The 23830-nt window shown below is 66.0% G+C and carries 21 protein-coding genes and 1 riboswitch; of the genes, 11 read left to right on the forward strand and 10 right to left on the reverse strand.

Going from position 1 to position 23830, the window contains the following annotated elements:
* Positions 1–70: 70 nt before the first annotated feature.
* The 4 genes from dksA to ABIB42_RS10055 form a co-directional block, all read right to left on the reverse strand.
* A complete protein-coding gene (gene dksA, locus ABIB42_RS10040) occupies positions 71–520 on the reverse strand; it encodes an RNA polymerase-binding protein DksA (protein WP_005663718.1) in 450 nt (149 codons plus the stop codon).
* A 421-nt stretch (positions 521–941) separates the two neighbouring features.
* Positions 942–2000: a CobW family GTP-binding protein gene (locus ABIB42_RS10045; protein WP_071360807.1), complete on the reverse strand. Its 1059-nt coding sequence runs from the start codon at positions 1998–2000 to the stop codon at positions 942–944.
* Positions 2001–2154: 154 nt separating this feature from the next.
* Positions 2155–3075, reverse strand: a complete 921-nt coding sequence (gene xerC / locus ABIB42_RS10050; RefSeq protein WP_219862060.1) for a tyrosine recombinase XerC — start codon at positions 3073–3075, stop codon at positions 2155–2157.
* A gap of 10 nt (positions 3076–3085) precedes the next feature.
* Positions 3086–3751, reverse strand: a complete 666-nt coding sequence (locus ABIB42_RS10055) for a DUF484 family protein (RefSeq protein WP_005663712.1) — start codon at positions 3749–3751, stop codon at positions 3086–3088.
* A gap of 322 nt (positions 3752–4073) precedes the next feature.
* Here ABIB42_RS10055 and ABIB42_RS10060 point away from each other — a divergent pair, with 322 nt between their 5' ends.
* A complete protein-coding gene (locus ABIB42_RS10060; protein WP_005663710.1) occupies positions 4074–4790 on the forward strand; it encodes a hydrolase in 717 nt (238 codons plus the stop codon).
* Between the two features lie 60 nt (positions 4791–4850).
* Here the strand turns inward: ABIB42_RS10060 and ABIB42_RS10065 are convergent, their stop codons facing one another.
* Entirely contained in the window at positions 4851–6131 is a 1281-nt protein-coding gene (locus ABIB42_RS10065) for a porin (RefSeq protein WP_005663709.1), read from the reverse strand.
* Positions 6132–6320: 189 nt separating this feature from the next.
* Positions 6321–7370, reverse strand: a complete 1050-nt coding sequence (locus ABIB42_RS10070) for a porin (protein ID WP_219862062.1) — start codon at positions 7368–7370, stop codon at positions 6321–6323.
* A 510-nt stretch (positions 7371–7880) separates the two neighbouring features.
* Here ABIB42_RS10070 and ABIB42_RS10075 point away from each other — a divergent pair.
* Positions 7881–9626: a hypothetical protein gene (locus ABIB42_RS10075; RefSeq protein WP_429248281.1), complete on the forward strand. Its 1746-nt coding sequence runs from the start codon at positions 7881–7883 to the stop codon at positions 9624–9626.
* Between the two features lie 62 nt (positions 9627–9688).
* Here the strand turns inward: ABIB42_RS10075 and dapF are convergent, their stop codons facing one another.
* Genes dapF through ABIB42_RS10090 form a run of 3 tightly spaced genes read right to left on the reverse strand, consistent with a single transcriptional unit; the run spans position 9689 to position 12315 of the window.
* On the reverse strand, positions 9689–10549 hold the full coding sequence (dapF, locus tag ABIB42_RS10080; RefSeq protein ID WP_219862066.1) for a diaminopimelate epimerase: 861 nt from the start codon (positions 10547–10549) through the stop codon (positions 9689–9691).
* Between the two features lie 3 nt (positions 10550–10552).
* Complete coding sequence (locus tag ABIB42_RS10085) at positions 10553–11416, reverse strand: hypothetical protein (RefSeq protein ID WP_005663698.1); 864 nt, start codon at positions 11414–11416, stop codon at positions 10553–10555.
* Positions 11413–12315 (reverse strand): lysophospholipid acyltransferase family protein, encoded by a 903-nt coding sequence (locus tag ABIB42_RS10090; RefSeq protein ID WP_219862067.1) that lies wholly within the window; start codon positions 12313–12315, stop codon positions 11413–11415. Before ABIB42_RS10090 ends, ABIB42_RS10085 begins: the two co-directional genes overlap by 4 nt.
* Positions 12316–12461: 146 nt before the next feature.
* On the opposite strand from ABIB42_RS10090, the gene metK reads away from it, so the two are divergent.
* The 4 genes from metK to metF all read left to right on the forward strand — a co-directional run bounded on the left by metK (position 12462) and on the right by metF (position 16533).
* The gene (gene metK, locus ABIB42_RS10095; protein ID WP_005663694.1) at positions 12462–13628 is read left to right on the forward strand and encodes a methionine adenosyltransferase; all 1167 of its coding nucleotides are present in this window, start codon (positions 12462–12464) and stop codon (positions 13626–13628) included.
* Between the two features lie 100 nt (positions 13629–13728).
* Positions 13729–13803, forward strand: a riboswitch (S-adenosyl-L-homocysteine riboswitch).
* Positions 13804–13832: 29 nt separating this feature from the next.
* A complete protein-coding gene (gene ahcY, locus ABIB42_RS10100) occupies positions 13833–15245 on the forward strand; it encodes an adenosylhomocysteinase (RefSeq protein ID WP_005663692.1) in 1413 nt (470 codons plus the stop codon).
* Positions 15246–15359: 114 nt separating this feature from the next.
* On the forward strand, positions 15360–15716 hold the full coding sequence (locus ABIB42_RS10105) for a phage holin family protein (RefSeq protein ID WP_005663690.1): 357 nt from the start codon (positions 15360–15362) through the stop codon (positions 15714–15716).
* A complete protein-coding gene (gene metF / locus ABIB42_RS10110; protein ID WP_219862069.1) occupies positions 15703–16533 on the forward strand; it encodes a methylenetetrahydrofolate reductase [NAD(P)H] in 831 nt (276 codons plus the stop codon). The genes ABIB42_RS10105 and metF overlap by 14 nt, the downstream gene beginning before the upstream one ends.
* Positions 16534–16563: 30 nt before the next feature.
* Here metF and ABIB42_RS10115 read toward each other — a convergent pair whose 3' ends face one another.
* On the reverse strand, positions 16564–17172 hold the full coding sequence (locus tag ABIB42_RS10115) for a 5-formyltetrahydrofolate cyclo-ligase (RefSeq protein ID WP_219862071.1): 609 nt from the start codon (positions 17170–17172) through the stop codon (positions 16564–16566).
* 113 nt (positions 17173–17285) lie between these two features.
* On the opposite strand from ABIB42_RS10115, the gene ABIB42_RS10120 reads away from it, so the two are divergent.
* From ABIB42_RS10120 to ABIB42_RS10140, 5 genes are all read left to right on the forward strand, one after another.
* Positions 17286–19271: a lytic transglycosylase domain-containing protein gene (locus ABIB42_RS10120; protein WP_219862073.1), complete on the forward strand. Its 1986-nt coding sequence runs from the start codon at positions 17286–17288 to the stop codon at positions 19269–19271.
* Positions 19272–19287: 16 nt separating this feature from the next.
* Entirely contained in the window at positions 19288–20256 is a 969-nt protein-coding gene (locus ABIB42_RS10125) for a complex I NDUFA9 subunit family protein (RefSeq protein ID WP_219862075.1), read from the forward strand.
* A 17-nt stretch (positions 20257–20273) separates the two neighbouring features.
* On the forward strand, positions 20274–20993 hold the full coding sequence (locus tag ABIB42_RS10130; RefSeq protein ID WP_005663679.1) for a glutathione S-transferase family protein: 720 nt from the start codon (positions 20274–20276) through the stop codon (positions 20991–20993).
* Positions 20994–20995: 2 nt separating this feature from the next.
* Complete coding sequence (locus tag ABIB42_RS10135) at positions 20996–22099, forward strand: multifunctional CCA addition/repair protein (RefSeq protein ID WP_219862077.1); 1104 nt, start codon at positions 20996–20998, stop codon at positions 22097–22099.
* A gap of 161 nt (positions 22100–22260) precedes the next feature.
* Positions 22261–23817 carry a diguanylate cyclase gene (locus ABIB42_RS10140; RefSeq protein WP_229409711.1) on the forward strand — a complete coding sequence of 519 codons (1557 nt, stop codon included), beginning with the start codon at positions 22261–22263 and terminating at the stop codon, positions 23815–23817.
* Positions 23818–23830 lie beyond the last annotated feature (13 nt).

The raw sequence follows: 23830 nt of genomic DNA on the forward strand, positions 1-23830 counted from the left end.
GGAGACGGGCGCGCAAACAAAAAAAGCATGCGATCCCTCGCATGCTTTTCTCGATGGCGTCGGCGATAAATCAGTCGCCGTACAGTTTTTGCTTCAGCTCACGGCGCTGCTGGGCTTCCAGCGACAGCGTGGCGGTCGGGCGGGCGATCAGGCGTGGAATGCCGATCGGCTCGCCGGTTTCTTCGCACCAGCCGTATTCGCCGCCGTCGATCGACTGCAGCGATTGCTGCACTTTCTTGAGCAGCTTGCGTTCGCGGTCGCGGGTGCGCAGTTCCAGCGCGTGTTCTTCCTCGATCGTCGCCCGGTCGGCCGGGTCGGGAACCAGGACGGTTTCGCGCAGGTGTTCCGTGGTTTCGCCGGCGTTCTTCAGCAGTTCCTTCTCGAGTTCCTGCAGACGGTTCTTGAAGAACGCGAGCTGGGCCGGATTCATGTAGTCGTCATCGCTCATCGCCCGAATCTCTTCTTCCGTCAGGAGGCGTTCTTCGGGCTGGGCGGTATTCGGTTTCGTTGTTTTAGTCATGATGCCTTCGATACGACAGAGGTTTTCATTTTATCAGCTTGCCAACTTTATACCCGATAAAGGTGTGCGTGAGGCAAGCTGCCTTGATAGCGACCTGGCGCCATCCCTTCTCTGGCCGCGCCGCATATGCAGCAAGGACAGTTCGCTACAGCAGGCTGGCGGCTAGTATATAGCGCACCGGTCGGTCCGGCGAGTCGGCCGCGACAAACTGTCGCGGCGGGTCGTCATGCGATCTGAGAGCCTACCCCGGCAGGTGGGAGTCGCGCCTGGCGCGCCTGGCAGGCGTGTGCTGCGTTGCTCGTCGTTGCATGGCGCCGCCATGCGTCCTCCTCGCGCCTTGCTCACGCCAGCCATGCATCGCCATGCGCTTCCCCCCACCTACCGGGATAGGCTCTTAACACGCCGGTCAAACCGATGTAGTTTATACCAAACATTGTTCAAGTCCGCGGACAAATACGTCTTTTGGTAAATTTTTACCAATAAAGACCATCTTGGTGGCAGGCGTCTCGTTTTCGCCCCATTTCGGTCCCACGTCGCTGCCCATGATCTGGTGCACGCCCTGGAACACCACCTTGCGGTCGACGCCTTCCATCCGCAGCACGCCTTTGTAGCGCAGCATTTGCGGACCGAAGACTTGCACCAGGCTGCCCAGGAATTGTTCCAGGCGTTCCGGGTCGAAGGCGCGCTCGCTCTTGAACACGAAGGCGGCGATGTCGTCGGTGTGGTGGCCGTGGTGGTGGTCGTGATTGCAGGCTTCGCCATGCGCATGGTCGTGGCCGCAGTGGGCGTGATCGTGGTCGTGATCATGGTCATGGGCTTCCTCGACCTTCAGGAAATCCGGATCCAGTTCCAGCTTGTCGTTCAGGTTGAAGCCGCGCAGGTCGAGCACGTCCGAGATCGGCGCGCGGCCGAAGTCGCTGGTCGCGATCGGCGCGCGCGGATTGATACGGTGCAGGCGCGCCTTCAGGGTCTCGACGGCGGCGGCGTCGACCAGGTCGGTCTTGGACAGCAGGATCTTGTCGGCGAAACCGACCTGGCGCTGGGCTTCCTCGTTCTGGGTCAGCTGGTCCATCGCATGGCGGGCGTCGACCACGGTCACCACGGCGTCGAGCAGGTAGTTGGCGCCCACTTCTTCGTCGACGAAGAAAGTCTGGGCCACCGGGCCGGGGTTGGCCAGGCCGGTGGTTTCGATCACCACGCGGTCGAAACTGATTTCGCCGGCGGCGCGCTTTTGCGCCAGGTTGGTCAATGCCACGATCAGGTCGCCGCGCACGGTGCAGCAGATGCAGCCGTTGTTCATCTCGACGATCTGCTCGCTCGAATCCTGCACCAGGATTTCGTTGTCAATATTCTCCTGGCCGAATTCGTTCTCGATGACGGCGATGCGCATGCCGTGCTCTTCCTGCAGGATACGGTTGAGCAGGGTGGTCTTGCCCGCGCCGAGGAAGCCGGTCAGGATGGTGCTGGGAATCAGGTCCATTGGTACGCTACTCGTGTTGGGGGTTGGACAAAAGAACCGGGGGATTATGCCGCAATTCTTGCAAGCTCACCATCAACAGTGTCCGGGCTTGATCGAGTTCAAACCATCAACCCGGGGATGTGGCCAGAATGGCGCGCCTGCGTCGGTCAGGCGATTACTTGGCCTTGGCGCGCGGATGGGCCGCGTCATACACCTTCGACAGGTGCTGGAAATCGAGTGCCGTATAGATCTGGGTCGAGGTGATGCTGGCGTGGCCGAGCAATTCCTGCACCGCGCGCAGGTCGCCCGAGGATTGCAGCAGGTGCGAGGCGAACGAGTGGCGCAGCACGTGCGGATGCACGTGGACCGGGGCGCCGGCGCGCAGCGCATGCTGCTTGAGCCGGTTCTGCACCACGCGCGGCGAGATGCGGGTGTCGCGCGCCGACAGGAACAGGGCGGCGCTGCCGTCGCGCGCGGCGGGACGCACCGCCAGCCAGGCCGCCAGCGCCTCGCGCGCCGGGCCGCCGACCGGCACCCGGCGCATCTTGCCGCCCTTGCCGGTGACCACCACTTCGCCGGCCTGCAGGTCGAGCCAGCCGAGCGAGGCCGGCTGGCCGGCGCGCGCATCCTGCCAGGCGATATCGAGGCCGGCCAGTTCCGATACCCGCAGCCCGCTCGAATACAGCAGCTCGAACATGGCGCGGTTGCACAGCTCGAAAGGTTCGGCGTGGCCGCGCGTATTTGCATCCATCAATTGCACGGCATCGTCGACGGCCAGCGCCTTGGGCAGGCTCCTGGGGCGTTTCGGGGCGTGCACGCCGTCGACCGGGTTGGCGGCCAGCGGGGTGTGGTTCGACAGCCAGGCATAGAAACCGCGCCAGCCGGACAGCTTGCGCGCGATCGTGCGCGCCGACTGGCCGCCGGCATGCAGCCTGGCGGCGTAGCGGCGGATATCGAAGTGGGTCAGCCGCGGCCAGTCGGCGTGGCCGGCCAGTTCGGCCAGCTCGGCCAGGTCGCGCCGGTAGGCGTCGACCGTGTGCGGCGACAGCTGGCGCTGGGTAGCCAGCTCGGCCAGGTAGCGTGCGGCCCAGTCCATGGCCGCTGGCTCAGGCGCGCAGCGGCGCCAGCGCGGTGGTCGAGGTGGCGGCGATGTGGACCAGGAAATCGGTCGACATCGCGGTCGTGAAGCGCGCCGGATCGGGCGAGCCCAGCACCAGCAGGCCGAAGCTCTGGCCCGGCTGGCCCAGCGGCAGCATGACGGTCGAGCGGATCGATTCCGCATCGTCCAGCCAGCGCACCGCCTCGAAATCGTTGTTCGGGCCGCAATATGGCGCGCGCAGGCTGTTGGCGAAGATGCGCGCGTCGTCCGACACGCCCTGGGCGAACCATTCGCCGGCATGCTCCGGCGCCACATTCCACAGGCGCAGGGTGACTTGCGGCACGATGAAATGGGTGCGCAGGCCGTCGGCCAGGTCGCGCGCCATGGCGGCGCCACCCTTTGACACCAGCAGGGCCTGGGTCCAGGCGTGGAAACGGTTGGCGATGCCGGCATTTTCTTCGGCGCGGCGCGACAGCTCCGACAGGCGCAGCTCGAGCGCGCGGAATTTGTCGCGCATCACTTCCATCTGGCGCTCCTGCAGCGACACGGCGCGGCCGGTCAGCGGGCTGGAGAGCTTCACTTCGCCCAGCAGGCCGGCATGCTCCTGGAAAAATTGCGGATGATCGATCAGGTATTGCGCGACTGCGTTGGCGTCCAGTGGTGCGATGCTCATGTGATGGGAGGTCCGGCGTGAAAATGATTCTCCCATTCTACCCGACCCAGGCATGGCGCCGGCGAACAAACATGCCGCCGGCGCCATCCTGCCACGCGGCTTGCCGCAGCAGGGACAGGTCGTCCCGGCCAATGGGATAGAGGCAAAATCGATGTTCGAAAATTTCGATGAAATGTTGATATTTTTTCCGTTTTTCCTTGGCGTTTCAGCACCGCATAATGGCTCCATCGCATCGAACACGAAGCAACGGAACAGGCAGAAGGCCTCGATCCAGCGTCGATCAGTTCGATGGTTTATACATACACAACCTGGGAGAACCATCATGCACAATCCGAAACTCGACGTCCTGACCCCGCAAAACTCGCAGCTGATCATCATCGACCACCAGCCGCAGATGGCGTTCGGCGTGCAGTCGATCGACCGCCAGACCCTGAAGAACAATGTCGTCGGACTGGCCAAGGCGGCCTCGGTCTTCGATATCCCGACCATCATCACTTCGGTCGAGACCGACAGCTTCTCGGGCCATACCTATCCGGAGCTGCTTGACGTATTCCCGGGCAAGCCGATCCTCGAACGCACCTCGATGAATTCATGGGACGACCAGAAAGTGCGCGATGCGCTGGCTGCCAACGGCCGCAAGAAAGTCATCGTGGCCGGCCTGTGGACCGAGGTGTGCAACACCACCTTTGCGCTGTGCGCCATGCTGGAAGGAGATTACGAGATCTACATGGTGGCCGACGCCTCGGGCGGCACCACCAAGGATGCGCATGACTTCGCCATGCAGCGCATGGTGCAGGCCGGCGTGGTGCCGGTGACCTGGCAGCAGGTGCTGCTGGAATGGCAGCGCGACTGGAAGAACCGCGACACCTACGACGCGGTCATGAAGATCGTCACCGAGCATTCGGGCGCCTACGGCATGGGCGTCGACTACGCCTACACCATGGTGCACAAGGCGCCGGCGCGCAATCGCGGCGACAACCCGGTGCTGGCGCCGGTTGCTGCTCCGGTTGCTGCAGCGAGCGCGGCGCCGCTGCGCTGATCCGGCGATCAAAAAAAAACCGCGGCCGTGGCCGCGGTGTGCATGCCTGCGCGGACCGCGTCAGAAACGATGACGGATGCCCAGCTGCAAGGCGCGGCCGTCGGCGCCCGGCGCTTCGGTGAAGCCGCCCGGATTGCCCGAGGTGCCCGGCGCATACTGCGCCTCGTTGTCGTTCTTGATGAAGGCCAGCGCGGTGTACAGGTCGGTGCGCTTGGACAGGTAGTAGTTGTAGCCCACCGCATACAGGTCGGCGTCGCTGTTGGAGGCCAGGCGGTCGTTCTGGTGCGCGTACGAGGCCACGATGCGGCCGTTGCCGACACGATAGTGGACGCCGACCTGGTAGCTGTTCGCGTCCTGTTGGGTGTTGGCGGTGATATTGGTCTGGAAGATCCTGAGCAGGGCGGCCTGGGTCGCCTGCGGGACGCCTTGCGCCACCAGCGCCGGCACCACGGCCTGGTTCCAGCCAGCCAGGTAATCCGGCAGCAGCGCCGAATTCTGGTTGCGCTGGCTGTGGAAGCCGGCGAAGAATTTCCAGCTGTCGTTCAGCGTGTAGGAACCGCCGACCGTCAGGGTGCGCAGGCTCGGCCGGTTCTGCATGTCGTAGCCGTGGTTGTAACCGATGCCGACGTCGAAGCCGTTGGCCTTATAGGTGACGGCGCCGGCGCGGAATTTGTAATAGCGGCCGAGGTAGCCGGAATTGCGGGCGCCATACATGACCGAGCCGCCCAGGCCGTTCGGCAGGGCGATGCGGTACTGGATCGCTTCCTGCGAGCGGATGTCGGCGCCCAGCGCGGTGAAGCCGGCGGTGCCGCCGGTGACGTGGCCCCAGGTGCCGGCGGTGCCCGATTCGAAGGCGTCGGCCATGTTGAACACTTCGTAGCCCGGGGTGTACATGCGGCCCAGCATGACGGCGCCGATCGGCGTGATCAGGCCGACCATCGCGGTGCGGTCGAACAGGGCTTTTTCCTGATTGACGGCCGGCGCGCCCGGCGGCTGGATCGCCGCCTGCAGGCGGTCGCGGATGGCTTGCGGGATCTGGTCCATGCCGCGCAGCAGGTAGACGCCCGGATTGTCGTTCATCAGGGCCGGCTGCTGCGAGCCGTTATCGAGTTCGACGCGGGCTTCGAGGTTGAAGATGGCCTTGTAGCCATTGCCCAGGTCTTCGCTACCCCGGATGCCGAGGCGCGAGCCGTCGGCGCCGCCACTATAGATCTTGGTCGGTCCACCTTTTTGCCACATCACGCCGGCATCGGCGATGCCGTAGATCTGGACGCTGGTCTGGGCCAGGGCGGAGCATGCAAACGTAGCGCCGAGCAGGGCGGCGATCAGGCTTTTCTTCATCGTGTCTCCATATTATTTTCTTGTCGCGATGCTTGAGCTCGCTCCACCAATATGCCATTGCCATGGCGCACTGTACAGAACGCTCGTTCGCGGACACGCCGAGGGTAGATTGGCGTTGTGAAAACACTACATGGATGATGGACGACAGGGACAACGCTGGTTGCGCCAGGTCGCCTCAAGCCAGAACGTCTAGAACGAATGGTGGATGCCGATGTCGTACTGGTTGACGTTGCCCGGATTGGTCAGCAAGCCTTTTTTGCGCGAAGCGTCGATGTACAGATAGGTGCGCTTCGACAGGCTGTATTCATAGCCCAGCGACAGCTGCCTGACCTTCTCCAGTCCATCGGTGTCCTTCTGCCCGTAGCCGGCCAGGAACCTGCCCGGGCCCAGCGTGTAGTTGGCGCCCAGCACCCATGAACTGGTATCGTTGTTGAACAGGCGGGTGTGGTCTTCGTCCAGCCTGGTAAAGGTGCCCATGAGCTTGAGTTCCGGGGTTGCCTGGACCGAGGCGCCGACCGACCAGACCTTCGACTCGATCGCGTTGCGCTCGTAGGCCGCCATCAGGGCGGCGGGGCCGTTGTTGTAGGTGGCCGAGACCGAGAACGGATTGGCCGAGGCTTCGGCGCCGACCGGATACTGCGGCGCGCCGGCGCTGCCGCGGCCGATCACGGCGACGCCGCCATTGTTTTCCCTGGTCGCGATCGCGGTGTTGAGCTGGAAGCCATTGACGATCGGTGAGTTGTACCAGATGGCGTTCGACCAGCGGTTGCCAGATGCGCCAACCGGGTCGAGCGGCTGCGAGCTGTAGCCGGCGACGCTCAGGTCGGTATAGAAGCCGCCCGCGGTCGGGATCGCATGAAAGGGTTCGAAGTTGCCGATGGTTTCATGGAACGGGGTCAGGCCGCGGCCGATGCGCAGCATGCCGAAGTCGCCTTGCAGGCCGACCCGGCTCTGGCCCTGGAACAGCTGGCGCTGATTGCCGTCGGGACCGATCTCGCTGCTGCCGGTATCCGGCTCGTAACGCATTTCAAGGTGGAACAGCGCTTTGAAACCATTGCCCAGGTCTTCGGTGCCGCGGATGCCGAGGGTGTTGGCGGCGCGCTTGCCGATGCTGACGTTCTCGCCACTGCGCTTGACGATGCCGGCATCGACATTGCCGTAGAGCTGCACCGACGTCTGCGCATGGGCCGCGCCGGCGCAAGCGCCAAACAGTGCGACGGCCAGGAGAGATTTCTTCATTATCGGTGTTCCCAGGATCGAGGTGAGCGCATGCAGAACGTCGAGGCCGGCCGCTCGGGTCACCTTGATTGTTTCAAACTTCAGGGCTGGCTATTTGGTCAATTATCAGTGGCGCGCTTGGTAGATCGCTAATAAATCCAATCGTGCTGTTGTATTTTTGAAACGTATGCCTGATGCATGACACAAAGCCGGCGGTTTTTGCGTCCGGGAAAAGGGACCGCAGCGTTCATCCATGAAGCGAGCGCGAGCATGCGTTGATGTCGTGCGGCCAGGGTGGCCGGTTTCATCCGCTTGAACCAGCTTTGCGCCCCGTCAACTCACCCCGGAATCGAATCGAATCGCCGGCTGCAGCGGCTTAGACTTTGGCCAAATTTGCATGAGCGGCGACAGGCCCTGTCAATACCTTGTATATTGGCAACCTCGCCAGGCCGGCTTGCGCCATGGGGCCGGACGGCCGTGATGCCGTCGCCGCTGCGTGTTGCCGACTCACTTTTTTTACGTATTCCAACGATGGCTAACCGCGAAGAATTGGCGATCATTCGCAACGCCCGCGCCGGGCAGGTGGCGGCCCAGCTGGAGCTGGGCAAGCTGTATTTGTTCGGCAGCGCCGGACTCCCGCAGAGCCTGCCGACGGCGCTCCACTGGCTTGAACGTGCGGCTCGACAAGACTGTCCACCTGCCTGGCAGTTGATCGGTAACCATATTCCTCTTGAGCTTGCCCAACATAACGCCGGCGCCGTCGCCCAGTGGTACGAGCGCGCCTATGACGACGGCAGCCTGCATGCCGGCCTGGTGTTCGCCCAGCTGGTGCTCGATCCGGCGGCAGCGCCATCCCAGCAGCATCCGAAGGCCGTGCGGGCGCTCGAGGACGCGGCGCGCGCCGGCTTCCCGCACGCGCAATGGTTGCTGTCGCAGCGGCAGGGCAGGCAGCCCGCGGCCCAGCCCGGTACGCGGGCGGCGCCGCCGAGCGGCGCGGCGCAGCCGGCGTCCGCGGCCGGCGCCGCCGGGCGTCCGCCGGCGCGCCCGCCGGTGTCCGAGTCCGGCCAGGAACGGTCGCCGCGTCCGCCAGGCGCCGGCGTGGCGCAGTACGCCGCGCTCGACGAGGCATGGACGGCGCGCCGCTGGGACGACTACCTCGAGCGCGCACTGCCGCAGGCGCGCGCGCTGGTCAGCGAGCGCGGCGAACAAGGAGAAATGCGTCGTTTCGCCCCCGACGAGATCACCCTGCTGTCGCGTTGTGCGCGCCTGATCGACCCGGCCCTCGATGGCGTCAGCGGCCTGCAGGCGCTGGACGCCGGCGCGGCGGCGGCGCGCTGCCAACCGGGCGAACCGGCCGTGTTCTGGGAGCTGGCCGCGGCCGAGCATGACGCCCATGCACAGCTGGCGCTGGGCCTGCGCTGTGCGCGCATGCGGGTCGATGGCAGGCGTTGCAGCAATGGCCAGGTCGCGGATGCGCATGTCGCGAACGCGCATGTCGCCAACGCGCACGTCGCGAACGCGCATGTCGCCAACGCGCATGTCGCGAACGCGCATGTCGCCAACTTCAAGAAAGCGATCCGGTGGCTGAACCTGGCCGGAGAGCAGGGCCTGGCCGAGGCCTGGTATGCGCTGTCGCGCATCTATATCAAGCCCGAGTTTTCGCAGCGTAACGTGGCCGATGCCCAGCGCTACCTGCAGCGGGCCGCCGAGATGGGGTATCGCGACGCCCAGCTCGAATGCGGCCACAACGCCTGGCGCGCGCGCCGCGAGAACGAGAACAACGACGTGCGCGCCGTGTACTGGCTGCAGAAGGCGGCGGCCCAGGGCTCGCACGAAGCCGTCGAGCTGCTGCGCAAGATCGCGCCGCGCGCCACGGCCGCGCCGTACACCGAAACCGGGCGGCTGCTGGCCAGCCACACCGACGCGCTGGCGGCGCATCCCTTGCTGGCCGCGCGCATCGAGCTGGCGGCGCTGTTCGGCCTGTCGCGCGCCGAGGCGCTGCTGCTGGACGTGGGGGCCGCCGACCAGGGCCATTGCCTCGTCATCGACATCCGCGCCAGTTACGGGCGCAGCAAGCGGCGACTGGTGATGGTGGAATCGGCGCAGGAACGCGAGGCGCTGGATCGCATCGTGCGCCTGTTCGAGCAGGTCGACTGCGGTCCGGCTGGGCCGGAAGGAAATTATCGGCAGCGCCTGTACCGGCTGCGCACCCTGCTCAATGTGGCGATCCCCGGCAACGACGCCGACGGCGGCGCCGACATCGAGCTGGCGGCCTGAAAACAGACAGGACTGCGAATGGAAAGGGCGCCAACGGCGCCCTGGACGTGGTGACGGCGGCGTCAGATCTCGACTTCGCCCTCGAACACCGACACCGCCGGTCCGCTGAGGTAGACCGGCTGGCCCGCTCCCGCCCAAGCGATGCTGAGCTCGCCGCCGCGGGCGGACACGCGCACCGGCGAATCGAGCAGGCCGCGCCGGATGCCGGCGACCACCGCCGCGCAGGCGCCGGTACCGCAGGCCAGCGTCTCGCCGGCCCCGCGTTCATGCACGCGCAGGCGAATATGATGGCGATCGACCACCTGCATATAGCCGGCGTTGACGCGTTTCGGAAAGCGCTCATGGTGTTCGATCAGCAGGCCGGTCTGCTCCACCAGCGCCGTGTCGACGTTGTGCACCACCTGCACCGCATGCGGATTGCCCATCGAGACCACCGAGATCTGCGTGGCCTCGCCGCCGACCGGCAACGGCCACAGCGTGTCCTCGCCTTCGGGCTTGCCGTCCAAGCCGGCGCTGTCGAACGGCACCTCGGCCGGATCGAGGCGCGGAGCGCCCATGTCCACCGTCACGTTGCCGTCGTCTTCCAGGCGCGGGTTGATGACGCCCGACATGGTCTGCACGCGGATGCTGCGTTCCCGCGTCAAGCCTTTCTCGACCACGAAACGCACGAAGGCGCGCGAACCGTTGCCGCACTGCTCGACTTCGCTGCCGTCGTTGTTGAAGATGCGATAGCGGAAGTCCACGCCGGCGTCGACCGGGCGCTCGACGACCAGGATCTGGTCGGCGCCGATGCCGAAGCGGCGGTCGGCCAGGCGCTGCCACCCGTCGGCGCTCATGCCGTCGACGTCGATCTTCTGGTTGATGGCGTCGATCACGACAAAGTCGTTGCCCGCGCCGTGCATCTTGGTGAATTTCAGTTTCATAAATTAATCATACAGCGAAGGTTCACCCGGGGGACGGGTCTTGAAGCGCTTGTGGGTCCAGAAATATTGCTCCGGCGCTTCGCGCACGCGCTCTTCGATGAAGGCGTTCATGCGGCGGGTCGCTTCGACCATGTCGTCGCCCGGGTAGTTTTCCCATGCAGGGTAGAAGCGCACGCGCCAGCCCTGGTAGTTCGGCAGATAGGTCGCGATCACCGGGATCACCTTGGCGCCGGTGGTGGCGGCGATGCGCCCCAGCGCGGTCAGGGTCGCGGCCTGCACGCCGAAGAAGGGCACGAATTCGGCATCCTTTTCGCCGAAATCCATGTCCGGCAGCATGAAGTAGGGCAGGCCGTCGCGCAGCGCGCGCAGGATCGGCTTGATGCCTTCCTTGCGCGTCACCAGGCGCACCGGGCCGTAGCGTTCGCGGCCGTGGCGCAGCAGGCGGTCGAAGGCTTCGTTTTTTTGCGGCACGTACATGCTGCACACCGGGATCACGCGCGAGGCGACGCCGGCCACGTCCAGGCACACGAAGTGCGGGCACAGCAGGATCGTGGGGCCGGCTTCCATCTCGGCCTGCGGCACCGCCGGCTCGACCTGGATCAGGCTGCGCACGCGTTCCTCGGGCGCCCACCACAGGATCGAGCGCTCGACGATGCTGCGCGCATAGGCGCGAAAGTGCCGGTGCGCGATGCGGCGCCGTTCCCGCTCGTCCAGTTCGGGCATGGTCAGGCGCAGATTGGTCAGCGCGATGTGGCGGCGCCGGCCCATGATCATGAACATCAGGCTGCCGATCGATTCGCCGATGCGGCCGAGGATGGGCAGCGGCAGGAAATGCAGCAGCCACAGGATTCCGAGCAACACCCTCATGCCGCGACCTCGCTTTCCGGACCGGCCACGCCTTCCGGCTGCTTGTAGCGGTTATAGCTCCAGAAATACTGACTCGGCGCACGCGCGATCAGCTGCTCCATGGCGCGGTTGATCGCCGCCGCCTGCTCGGCGGCGCTGCCGCTCAGGTCACCGTCGAACGGCACGAAGCGCACGATGTAACCGGCGCCGTGCGGGCGCCGCTCGGCGTACACCAGCAGGATGTCGGCCTTGCCCAGCTGGGCCAGCTTGGCCGGCAGGGTCATCGTATAGGCGTTGCGGCCGAAGAAGGGCGCCCACACGCCTTCGCCTTCCTGTGGCACCTGGTCGGGCAGCAAGCCGATCGGCTGGCCACCCTTGAGGGTCTTGGCCAGGATGCGCACGCCGGACAGGTTGGCCGGCGCCAGGTGCAGGTTGTGGCGCGCGCGTGCGCCTTCGACCAGCGGCCGCAGCGCGTCCTTGCGCGGCGGACGATACATGACCGTCAACGCCGTCTTGAGCGCGATCTGCTGCGCCGTCATTTCGAAGCAGCCCAGGTGTGGCGTCAGGAACACAATGCCGCGGCCGGCGTCGAGTTTTTCCTGGACCAGTTCCCAGTTTTCCACCGTGGCATGCCTGGCAACCCGCTCCGGTTTGGCGCACCACACGAAGGCGAGCTCGATCGCGGCCTTGCCGGCCTCGGACACGGCCTGTTTCCAGTGCGCGTCATAGCCGGCCTGGGCCAGGTTGGCGCGCAGGCGGCGCTTGTACGACGGCGACAGCCAATAGACCAGCCAGCCCAGCGCGGCGCCCAAGGCGTGCAGGACTGGCAACGGGAAAATAGATAAGATACGGAAAATGACTACTAACATGTCGATTGATGGGTGTCGGATCGCGTTGCGTTTGCGCGTGCGTTTCCACACCAAAATTCCAAGGAAGCGTAAAATACCACTTTATGCTGGATCCGCCGAGTTAACAGACAACTTGCGAAGCGGAATATAAATGTCGCTAAAGCGTCGCAGGCAACAGTTTGCTGCGGCAATTCATGTGAACAGTAACTGGAGCCTACATGTCGAACGACTACCTCTTCACTTCCGAATCCGTCTCCGAAGGCCACCCGGACAAGGTCGCTGACCAGATTTCCGACGCCATCCTCGACGCCATCCTCGAGCAAGACCCGACCGCGCGCGTCGCCGCCGAAACCCTGTGCAACACCGGCCTGGTGGTGCTGGCCGGCGAGATCACCACGCACGCCAACGTCGACTACATCCAGGTGGCGCGCAACACCATCAAGCGCATCGGCTACGACAATACCGATTTCGGCATCGATTACAAGGGCTGCGCCGTCATGGTCTGCTATGACAAGCAGTCGCCCGACATCGCGCAAGGCGTGGACGAAGGCGCCGGCATCGATCTGGACCAAGGCGCGGGCGACCAGGGCCTGATGTTCGGCTATGCCTGCGACGAAACGCCAGAGCTGATGCCGGCCGCCATCTATTATTCGCACCGCCTGGTCGAGCGCCAGTCGCAGCTGCGCAAGGATGGCCGCCTGCCATGGCTGCGTCCGGATGCAAAATCGCAAGTCACCCTGCGCTACGTCGACGGCCGTCCGGTCGCGGTCGACACCGTCGTGCTGTCGACCCAGCACCACCCCGACGTCACCCATTCGCAGATCGAAGAAGCCGTCATCGAAGAGATCATCAAGCCGACCCTGCCGCGCGAGTGGCTGGATAAAACCCGCTTCCTGGTCAACCCGACCGGCCGCTTCGTCATCGGCGGTCCGCAGGGCGATTGCGGCCTGACCGGCCGCAAGATCATCGTCGACACCTACGGCGGCGCAGCCCCGCACGGCGGCGGTGCGTTCTCCGGTAAAGACCCGTCCAAGGTCGACCGCTCGGCCGCCTACGCCGCGCGCTACGTCGCCAAGAACATCGTCGCCGCCGGCCTGGCGCGCCAGTGCCAGGTGCAGGTCAGCTACGCGATCGGCGTGGCGCGTCCGATCAACATCACCGTGTACACCGAAGGCACCGGCGTGATTTCGGACGAAAAAATCGCGGCCCTGGTCAACGAGCACTTCGACCTGCGTCCAAAAGGCATCGTCCAGATGCTCGACCTGCTGCGCCCGATCTATTGCAAGACCGCGGCCTATGGCCACTTCGGTCGCGAAGAGCCGGAATTCAGCTGGGAACGCACCGACAAGGCGGCCGAACTGCGCGCCGCTGCCGGCCTGGCATAAGCGTCAACGACCGTGGGGCGGCGGCATGGCCGCCGACCCCACGCGCCATCCCGCGATCCAACAAGCATTCCCCCCGCCATCCAGGCGTGCTAAACTACCCCGTTCCGAGGAGCGTTGCGACAGAGAGGTCCCTCTTTGCCAGGCTCGGATATCCAAGCAACTGCGCTCACGTTACTTTTTTCTAAACATTGAAAGGAGGGCGTGATGAGCGCCGTACTCAAAGACTCCCAAGACTACATCGTCGCCGACATCTCCCTGGCTTCCTGGGGCGAGAAGGAAATCCGCATCGCCGAAACCGAGATGCCGGGCCTGATGGCGATCCGCGAAGAATACGCCGCGACGCAGCCGCTGAAGGGCGCGCGCATCGCCGGTTCGCTGCACATGACCATCCAGACCGCGGTCCTGATCCGCACCCTGGAAGCCCTGGGCGCCACCGTGCGCTGGGCATCGTGCAATATCTACTCGACGCAAGACCACGCCGCCGCGGCCATCGCCTCGGTCGGCACTCCGGTGTTCGCCATCAAGGGCGAGACCCTGGACGAGTACTGGGAATACACCCACCGCATCTTCGAATGGCCAGGTGACAACCACGCCAACATGATCCTGGACGACGGCGGCGACGCGACCCTGCTGCTGCACCTGGGCGTGCGCGCCGAGAAAGACATCTCGGTGCTGGACAAGCCGGGTTCGGAAGAAGAAATCTGCCTGTTCAACGCGATCAAGGGCCGCCTGGCGCGCGATCCGTCGTGGTACTCGAAGCGCCTGCCTGAAATCAAAGGCGTGACCGAAGAAACCACCACCGGCGTGCACCGCCTGTACCAGATGCATCAAGAGGGCAAGCTGGCCTTCCCGGCGATCAACGTCAACGATTCCGTCACCAAGTCGAAGTTCGACAACCTGTACGGCTGCCGCGAATCGCTGGTCGACGGTATCAAGCGCGCCACCGACGTGATGGTCGCGGGCAAGATCGCCGTCATCGCCGGCTACGGCGACGTGGGTAAAGGTTCGGCCCAAGCCATGCGCGCGCTGTCGGCGCAGGTGTGGGTCACCGAGATCGATCCGATCTGCGCACTGCAGGCGGCGATGGAAGGCTACCGCGTCGTGACCATGGACTACGCCGCCGAACACGGCGACATCTTCGTCACCTGCACCGGCAACTATCACGTCATCACCGAGCAGCACATGCTCAAGATGAAGGACCAGGCGATCGTCTGCAATATCGGTCACTTCGACAACGAAATCGAAGTCGCCGCGCTCAAGAAGTACCAGTGGGACAACATCAAGCCGCAAGTCGACCACGTCATCTTCCCTGATGGCAAGCGCATCATCCTGCTGGCCGAAGGCCGCCTGGTGAACCTGGGTTGCGGCACCGGCCACCCGTCGTACGTGATGAGCTCGTCGTTCGCGAACCAGACCATCGCCCAGATCGAGCTGTTCATGAACACCGCGCAGTATCCGGTGGGCGTGTACACGCTGCCGAAGAAGCTGGACGAGAAAGTGGCGCGCCTGCAGCTCAAGAAGCTCAACGCCCAGCTGACCACGCTGACCGAAGAGCAGGCGAACTACATCTCGGTGAGCCAGGAAGGCCCGTACAAGCCGGAACACTACCGTTATTGATCGGTAGCGGCTTGTAGTCATGTGAAACGTCCTTCGGGACGTTTCGCTTATCTAAACACCGTGCGCCGTACCTTTTTTGCGTGCGGCGTACGCGTACCACGAAAGTCTGTACCGATGCGCTTGCTGGTTACCTGGCTGATCAATGCCGCGGCCCTGATGGCCCTGCCTTACCTGATGCACTCCGTCGAAGTTTCCAGCATCGGCACCGCCCTGATCGCGGCGCTGGTGCTCGGACTGGTCAATACCCTGATCCGTCCGGTGCTGGTGCTCCTGACCCTGCCGGTCACCCTGGTCTCGATGGGCCTGTTTATCCTGGTCATCAATGCCTTGCTGTTCTGGCTGGTGTCGAATGTGGTCGGTGGATTCGAGGTGGCGGGTTTCTGGTCGGCCTTCCTGGCAGCCATCCTGTACAGCATCATTTCGTGGGCGCTCTCTACCTTGCTTCTTTCCGACAAAGATGGAAACTCCTGATTTCAGTATCGAGTTCTTCCCGCCCAAGACGCCGGAAGGCGCGGAGAAACTGCGCATCGCGCGCGAAAAGCTGGCCGACCTCAATCCGAAGTATTTTTCGGTGACCTTCGGCGCCGGCGGCAGCACCCAGCAGGGCACGCTGGCGACGGTGCGCGAGATCCAGGCCGCCGGCCACGAGGCCGCGCCCCACCTGTCCTGCGTCGGCGCCACGCGCGAATCGATCCGCGACGTCCTCAAGCAATACCAGGACAGCGGCATCCGTCGCGTCGTGGCCTTGCGCGGCGACCTGCCGAGCGGCTATGGCGGCGCGGGCGAACTGCGCTATGCCAGCGAGCTGGTGGAATTCATCCGCCAGGAAACCGGCGACTGGTTCCACATCGAGGTCGCCGCCTATCCCGAGATGCACCCGCAGGCGCGTTCGCCGCAAGACGACCTGCAGGCGTTCGCGCGCAAGGTGCAGGCCGGGGCGAATGCCGCCATCACCCAGTATTTCTACAATGCCGATGCGTACTTCCAGTTCGTCGACAATGTGCGCAAGCTGGGTGTCGATGTGCCGGTCGTGGCCGGCATCATGCCGATCACGAACTATATGCAGCTGATGCGTTTCTCGGATATGTGCGGCGCCGAGATTCCGCGCTGGGTGCGCCTCAAGCTGGCCAGCTTCGGCGACGACAGCGCCTCGATCAAGGCCTTCGGGCTGGACGTCGTGACGGGGCTGTGCGAACGCCTGCTGGCGGGCGGCGCGCCGGGGCTGCATTTCTACAGCATGAACCAGGCGGCGCCGACGACGGCGATCTGGCAACGCCTGCGTGCCTGATGCAATGACGGCCGGGTCCAGGCCCGGCCGTCATTCTTCGGTAATCACGCCATCCAATGGTATGTCGTGGGCGTCGCCCGCGAATTCCACCCGCTGGCATCCATACGCGATCCCCACCGTCGCCGGCCTCGGCTCCGGCGCCAGCGTGCGGTCATAAAACCCCCCGCCATATCCCACCCGATACCCTAAAGCATTGAAGCCCAGGCAGGGCACCAGCAAAGCCGGTGGCCGTTCGACCATCCGCAGCTCGGCCGGCACCGCCACGCCCAGCCGGTCCGTCACCGTCGGTTCACCAGGCAGCCACTCGGCGAATCCCAACGGCGCATCGCGTTCGACCACCACCGGCAATGCCAGCCGTACGCCTGCTTGAGCCAATTCCGCGTAGGCTGGACGCAAGTCCGGTTCGCCGGCCAGCGGCCAGTACACGCCCAGCGTTTCGTGGGAATGCGCCCGGCACCAGGCAATCACCCGCGCGCCGATGCGGTCGTCCCAGGCGTGTCTGGTGGCCGGATCGATCGCGCGCCGCAGCGCCTTGAGTGTGTTGCGCAACAGTGCCTTGTCCTGTTGCTGGGCAAGTTTGCTCGCTGCCGTGTCTGGTGGAGGCGCGGAGGCGCGTGGTATTCTTTGATCGCCGGTCATGGTTTCAATGCAGCGTAATGTGAGAGTTGTGGATGTTTCAATCGAAATTGTCAGCCGGCTTGTGGCCGGCCGCTATTGCCCTTGTTCTGTCCTGCGCACTGCCTGCAGGTGTGATGGCCCAGGAAGACCCCGATGCACCCGCGCCCGACGTGGCGCTGCCGCCCATCCCGGCCGGTGCGCCGTCCGTTCCCGGCGCCGGCACCGTGGGCGTTCCCGCTGCCGGGCCGGCGCTGGTGGCCGACAGCCGCGCCGATGACGACAATTTCTTGCTGCTGCGCGAAGCGGCGCGCCAGAACGACGGCGCGCGCGTCAATGCGATCGCCTCGCGCCTGCCGTCGAATTACTCGCTGGCATCCTACGTCGACTATTATCGTCTGAAACCGCGCTTGCGCGATGCCATCCAGGATGAGGTGCTGCAGGTGCTGCGCCGGCACGACGGCACGGCGGTGGCCGAGCAGCTGCGCGCCGAGTGGCTGCTGGAACTGGGCAAGCGGCGCGAATGGAATACCTTCGAGCGCGAAGCCGGCGCGCTGGCCGGGACCGGCAGCCTGCAGATCCGCTGCTACGCCTTGCTGGCGCGCGCCGAACGCGGCGAGCGGGTGGCCGACGAAGCGCGCGCCTTGTTGAAAACGCCAGCCGGCTATGGCGACGCCTGCAGCGGCCTGATCGCGCAACTGGCCGGCAACGGCCAGTTCACCCAGGCCGACCTGCTGTGGCAGCTGCGTATTGCCGGCCTGGACAATACCACCGGGCCCGCGCGCCGCGTCGCCGTGCTGCTGGGCCTGCCCGAAACGCGCGCCGCCCAGGCGGTCGACCTGCCGGCGGTGGCGCTGGCGCGCGGCGTCGGCAAGACCCGCGCCGAACGTGAGCTCTACCTGGTGGCGGTCGGCCGCATGGCGCGCACCACGCTCAAGATCGCCGTCGCGAGCCTGGAAAAGAACGGGCCGCAACTCTCCAGCGAAGAGCGCGCCATCGGCTGGGCCAGCGTGGCGCTGGCGGCCTCGATCGCGCTGGCGCCCGAGGCGCACGGCTACTGGGACCGCGCCAAGGGCGCCACGCTCACCGAATTCCAGATGCAGTGGAAGACGCGCATGGCGCTGCGCCGCGGCGACTGGAAACAAGTGCGCGCCACCATCGAGGCGATGCCGCCGAACCTGCGCGCCGAGTCGACCTGGATCTACTGGCTGGGCCGCGCCCTGCAGGCCGAAGGCCGCACGCAAGAGGCGCGCGCGTTGTGGCAGGGCATCGCCGCCCAGACCACCTTCTATACCCAGCTGGCGCATGAAGAGCTGGGCAACCAGATCGTCGCGCCGCCACCGGTGGCGCCGATCACGGCGCCGGAACTGTCGCAGGCGACCAATAATGCGAGCCTGCAGCGGGCGCTGAAATTTTACCGTTTGAGCCTGCGCGCGGAAGGCAACCGTGAATGGAACTGGGGCTTGCGCGGGCTGTCTGAACGTCAGCTGCTGGCCGCCGCCGAGCTGGCGCGCCGCAACGAGCACCTCGACCGCATGGTCGAGACCTCGCTGCGCACACGCACCGAGCTGAGCTACGACCAGCGCTTCCCGGCGCCCCATCTCGAGGTCCTCAAGCCCACCGCCCAGGGCCTGAGCCTCGATAAAGCCTGGGTGTATGGCCTCATCCGGCAAGAGTCGCGCTTCATCCGCGACGCCCGTTCCGGCGTCGGCGCCTCGGGCCTGATGCAGGTGATGCCCGCCACCGGCAAGTGGGTGGCGGCCAAGATTGGCCTGGATAACTTCGTGCACACCATGCTCAACGACCTGCATACGAATATCACGCTCGGCGCCAACTACATGAATATGGTGCTCGAGAACTTCGAAGGCTCGCAGGTGCTGGCCACGGCGGCCTACAACGCCGGCCCGGGCCGATCCCGCACCTGGCGCGGCCGGCTCGACGCGCCGATGGAAGGCGCGATCTTCGTCGAGACCATCCCCTTCACCGAGACGCGCGGCTATGTCCGCAACGTCATGGCCAATGCCACCAACTATGCCTCGATCTTCGAGGGCAAGCCGCAATCGCTGAAGGCGCGCCTGGGCACGATCAGCCCGCGCCCGGGCAGCGCTTCGGTCCTGGACTGAGCCGGGGAGGACGAGCGTGAGCGTGCGGCCACCGAACGTGGTGCTGATCGGCGGCACCGGCTTCATCGGCCAGCACCTGGCCGCGCGGCTGTCCGACGACGGCGTGGGCGTGCTGGTGCCCGTACGCCACTACGAAAGCGCGAAGCAATTGACCATGCTGCCGGGCGTCGACGTCGAGGTGGCCAATATCCACGACGACGCCGTGTTGCGCAAGCTGCTGGCCGGGCGCGACGCCGTGATCAACCTGGTCGGCGTGCTGCATGGCGGCCACGGCCGGCCCTATGGCGAGGGTTTCCGCCACCTGCACGTGGAGCTGCCGCGCCGCATCGCCGCCGCCTGCGCCGACGTGGGCGTGCCGCGCTACCTGCACATGAGCGCGCTCGGCGCCAGCGCTTCCAGCTCCTCGATGTATGGCCGCTCCAAGTCCGACGGCGAACTGGCCGCGCGCAGCCAGCCGACGGTCGCGGCCACCGTGTTCCGTCCCTCGGTGGTGTTCGGTCCCGGCGACCACTTCCTGACCATGTTCGCGCGCCTGCAGCGCCACCTGCCGCTGGTGCCGCTGGCGGCCAGCCGCGCGCGCTTCCAGCCGGTGTACGTGGGCGACGTCGCCGCCGCCTTTTCGATCGCCCTGGCCCGGCCCGACCTGCGCGACGCCACGATCGAGCTGGGCGGCCCGGCCGTGTACACCCTGGGCCAGCTGGTGCGGCTGGCGGGCCGCTTCGCCGGCCGCGAGCGTCCGGTGCTGGGCTTGCCCGACTGGGCGGCGCGCCTGCAGGCGCGGCTGTTCGAGCTGTTGCCGGGGGATCCCCTCGTCAGCCGCGACAACCTCGATTCGATGCTGGTCGACAATGTCGTGGCCGCCGACACCCATGCCTTGACAGCCGAGTCGCTCGGGATCAAGCTCACGGCGATCGAGTCGGCCGCGCCGCACTACCTCAACCGGCACGACCGCCTCGACGCCTATCGCACCCATGCCGGGCGCTGAAAAATAAACGACAAACCATGCAGACCATCGAACGCGACCCCATCCTTGCCCGCACGCTCGACGCAACCCGACACCCCGGTTTAACCCTCATCATCGGCAACAAGAACCTGTCCTCGTGGTCGATGCGGCCCTGGGTCGCGGCGGTCGCCTTCGGCATTCCATTCACCGAAGTGAAAGTCCTGCTCGACCAGCCCGACACCGCCAACGAGATCGCGCGCTACTCGCACGCGGGACGGGTGCCGGTCTTGATGTCGGGCGACATGACGGTCTGGGACAGCCTGGCGATCGTCGAGTACCTGGCCGAGCAGTTCCCCGATAAACATCTGTGGCCGCAAGACGTGGCCGCGCGCGCGCTGGCGCGCTCGATCGTGGCCGAGATGCACTCCGGCTTCGGCGAGCTGCGTAACAGCATGCCGATGAACATCCAGGCGCGCCTGCCGGGCCGCGGACGCACGCCCGGCGCCCAGGCCGACATCGGCCGCATCTGCGAGATCTGGGAAGACTGCCTGTCGCGCTTCGGCCACCACCAGTACCTGTTCGGCGAGTTCTCGATCGCCGACGCCTTCTATGCGCCGGTGGTGTGCCGCTTCAAGACCTATGGCGTGGCGCTGGCCCCGGCATTGCAGGCCTATTGCGACCGCGTGCTGGCCCACCCGGCGGTGGCGCGCTGGGTGAATGAAGCCATGGCCGAGACCGATCCGACCCCGCTGCACGACGCCGATCTGCCGGGCGAATGACGATGCGCAGTTATATCGTCGGCGGCGCCGTGCGCGACGCCCTGCTGGGCCTGCCCGTGAAGGACCATGACCACGTGGTGGTCGGCGCCACTCCCGAGCAGATGATCAAGGCCGGTTTTCGCGCCGTCGGCAAGGATTTCCCGGTCTTCCTGCATCCGCAAACGCAAGAGGAATACGCGCTGGCGCGCACCGAGCGCAAGACCGCGCCCGGTTACCACGGCTTCGTGTTCCACGCCGCGCCCGACGTCACCCTGGAGCAGGACCTCGTGCGGCGCGACCTGACCATCAACGCCATGGCGCAGGCCGAGGACGGCAGCATCGTCGACCCGCACAACGGCCGGCAAGACCTGCAGGCGCGCCTGTTCCGCCACGTGTCCGATGCCTTCGCCGAAGACCCGGTGCGGATCCTGCGCATCGCCCGCTTCGCCGCGCGCCTGCCCGACTTCACGGTGGCGGACAGCACCAACGCCCTGATGCGCCGCATGGTCGACGAGGGCGAGGTCGACGCCCTGGTGCCCGAGCGCGTCTGGCAGGAGCTGGCGCGCGGCCTGATGGAGCGCCAGCCGTCGCGCATGCTCGAGGTGCTGCGCGACTGCGGCGCGCTGGCGCGCATCCTGCCCGAACTGGACGCGCTGTGGAACGAGCCGGCGCTGCGCACGATCGACCGCGCCGCCACACTCGGCCACCCGCTGGAAGTGCGCTTCGCGGTGCTGATGCGCACTCTGGCGGCCGTCGAGCCGATCCAGGCCGTGTGCAAGCGCCTCAAGGTGCCCAACGAGTGCCGCGACCTGGCCGTGATGACGGCGCGCGAGCAGGACGAGGTCGGGCGGGCGCTGGCGCTGCCCGCCGACGCCATCGTCACGCTGTTCGAACGCTGCGACGCCTTCCGTAAGCCGGAGCGCTTCGCCCAGATGCTGCTGGCGGCCGGTTGCGGGGAAGGCGAGCGGCCCCAGGGACCGCACCTGGCGCGCGCGCTGGACGCGGCGCGCGCCGTCAACGCCGGCGAGGTCGCGGCCCGCCACGCCGAGCGCAAGACGGAGATTCCGGGGGCCGTGCATGCTGCGCGCGTCGAAGCCGTCCGGCAAGTGTTGCATCAAGACAACTAATTCACATGTATTGACAGGGTTTGGTTACATGTAGTTACACGGTTCGTGCGGTGCGGCCAAACGTTTTGCTATCCTTCAGTAACTGTAAATTGTTGCGTTGGAGAAAAACGATGTTCACCTTGCTGGCACGGCGTGTTGCAAGTTGGTGCCGGCGCCGTCGTGTGCTTCTGGCAAGCCTGGCGGTCATCTTCATGAGCGCGGTGCTGGTGTTTCTCTATGTCCGCACCGAGACGGTGGACCCGGAAATCCGCAACAGTGTCATGCTGAACCTGCGCGAGCTCGAAAAGCTCGACGCCGAATGGGATGCCAACATCCTGCGCGCGCATACGGGACGCGCCGCCACGCCGCTCGACCTCGCTTCGCAACTGCCGCGCATGCACGACCTGATGGCGCGCCTGGGCGACACCCTGCCGCTCACCGGCGATAGCGACGCCCAGTCCGCCTACGCCGAGTTGCAGGAGGCGCTGCAGGGCAAGGAGCAGCTGGTTGCCCAGTTCGCCAAGCACAATCCGCCGCTGCGCGCGGCGCTGCTGCACATGCCGCCGGCCGTGGCCGACCTCAAGACCGAGATTTCGGGCATCGAAGGCGCGCTGGCGCCGGGCCGCATCGTGGTGCGGCTCGACACCACCCTGAACGCGCTGCTGACCGAGACCCTGCGTTACAACATCGCGCCGAGCCCGGCGCTGGCGGCGCGCATCGACGAAATCCTGGGCGACGTGGCGGCCCAGCAGATCGCGTTCTCGCCGGCCGTGAACGACAAGATGGATGCCGTGATCGCCAGCTGCCGCGTGATCCTGGAAAAGCGTCCGCTGGAAAACCTGCTCGAGGCGCAGATCGCCGCCGCCGGCAGCGCCGCCGCGCTCGACCGCCTGGAGCGCGAGTTCGACCGTTCCTTCGACGCCGTGCTGCTGGAGCGCCAGCGCTTTCGCGGCTACCTGTTCGCCTACAGCGCCGTGCTGATGGTGCTGCTGGTGTACGCCGGCGCGCGGCTGCGCCGCAGCTACCGCATCATCGGCGTGGTCAACCGCCGCCTGCAGTCGGCCAACGAGACGCTGGAACAGCGCGTGGCCGAGCGCACCGCCGAGCTCGAAGCGCAGTCGCGCCAGCTCGAGCGCCTGGCCCAGCATGACAGCCTGACCGGCCTGATCAACTATCGCCAGCTGACCCGCCTGCTGGAGCGGGCGCTGGCGCGCGCCGACCGCCGCGACAGCGTGGTGGTGCTGATGTTCATCGACCTGGACGGTTTCAAGGCGGTCAACGATACCTGGGGCCATGCCGCCGGCGACCTGGTGCTGCAGATGGTCGCGCGCCGGGTGCAGGCCAAGCTGCGCGCCGAGGACGCGCTGGCGCGCCTGGGCGGCGACGAATTCGTGATCCTGCTCGAAGACGTGGCCTCCGAGGCCGGCGCGCTGCGCGTGGCGCGCCTGGCCCTGGCCGAAATCGAATCGATCACCGAGGCCGATGGCCACGCGGTGACGATCTCGGCCAGCATCGGCATCGCCAGCGCGCGCGGCCAGGCGGGCGCCGCGCGTGGGCAGGAAGCGCTGCTGGCGGACGCCGACAAGGCCATGTACGCGGCCAAGCAGGCCGGGAAGGGGCGGTTCGTGGTCAGTCCGCAATCGCAATGGCTGGGCCTGGACCATCCTGCGGGACTGGCGCTGGAAGGCGCCGCGCGCGACAATACCGATCGCGCCGCCAATGCCGACCCGATCGGCTAGAATCCGAATGTTG

Origin of the sequence: Massilia sp. UYP32, from assembly GCF_050434365.1 — a bacterium.
Lineage (GTDB): Bacteria > Pseudomonadota > Gammaproteobacteria > Burkholderiales > Burkholderiaceae_D > Telluria > Telluria timonae.

Excerpts from the sequence above, each read along its gene's own strand:
- dksA (WP_005663718.1), bottom strand. The coding sequence starts at position 520 with ATGACTAAAACAACGAAACCGAATACCGCCCAGCCCGAAGAACGCCTC.
- ABIB42_RS10045 (WP_071360807.1), bottom strand. The coding sequence starts at position 2,000 with ATGGACCTGATTCCCAGCACCATCCTGACCGGCTTCCTCGGCGCGGGC.
- xerC (WP_219862060.1), bottom strand. The coding sequence starts at position 3,075 with ATGGACTGGGCCGCACGCTACCTGGCCGAGCTGGCTACCCAGCGCCAG.
- ABIB42_RS10055 (WP_005663712.1), bottom strand. The coding sequence starts at position 3,751 with ATGAGCATCGCACCACTGGACGCCAACGCAGTCGCGCAATACCTGATC.
- ABIB42_RS10060 (WP_005663710.1), top strand. The coding sequence starts at position 4,074 with ATGCACAATCCGAAACTCGACGTCCTGACCCCGCAAAACTCGCAGCTG.
- ABIB42_RS10065 (WP_005663709.1), bottom strand. The coding sequence starts at position 6,131 with ATGAAGAAAAGCCTGATCGCCGCCCTGCTCGGCGCTACGTTTGCATGC.
- ABIB42_RS10070 (WP_219862062.1), bottom strand. The coding sequence starts at position 7,370 with ATGAAGAAATCTCTCCTGGCCGTCGCACTGTTTGGCGCTTGCGCCGGC.
- ABIB42_RS10075 (WP_429248281.1), top strand. The coding sequence starts at position 7,881 with ATGGCTAACCGCGAAGAATTGGCGATCATTCGCAACGCCCGCGCCGGG.
- dapF (WP_219862066.1), bottom strand. The coding sequence starts at position 10,549 with ATGAAACTGAAATTCACCAAGATGCACGGCGCGGGCAACGACTTTGTC.
- ABIB42_RS10085 (WP_005663698.1), bottom strand. The coding sequence starts at position 11,416 with ATGAGGGTGTTGCTCGGAATCCTGTGGCTGCTGCATTTCCTGCCGCTG.
- metK (WP_005663694.1), top strand. The coding sequence starts at position 12,462 with ATGTCGAACGACTACCTCTTCACTTCCGAATCCGTCTCCGAAGGCCAC.
- ahcY (WP_005663692.1), top strand. The coding sequence starts at position 13,833 with ATGAGCGCCGTACTCAAAGACTCCCAAGACTACATCGTCGCCGACATC.
- ABIB42_RS10105 (WP_005663690.1), top strand. The coding sequence starts at position 15,360 with ATGCGCTTGCTGGTTACCTGGCTGATCAATGCCGCGGCCCTGATGGCC.
- metF (WP_219862069.1), top strand. The coding sequence starts at position 15,703 with ATGGAAACTCCTGATTTCAGTATCGAGTTCTTCCCGCCCAAGACGCCG.
- ABIB42_RS10115 (WP_219862071.1), bottom strand. The coding sequence starts at position 17,172 with ATGACCGGCGATCAAAGAATACCACGCGCCTCCGCGCCTCCACCAGAC.
- ABIB42_RS10120 (WP_219862073.1), top strand. The coding sequence starts at position 17,286 with ATGGCCCAGGAAGACCCCGATGCACCCGCGCCCGACGTGGCGCTGCCG.
- ABIB42_RS10130 (WP_005663679.1), top strand. The coding sequence starts at position 20,274 with ATGCAGACCATCGAACGCGACCCCATCCTTGCCCGCACGCTCGACGCA.
- ABIB42_RS10135 (WP_219862077.1), top strand. The coding sequence starts at position 20,996 with ATGCGCAGTTATATCGTCGGCGGCGCCGTGCGCGACGCCCTGCTGGGC.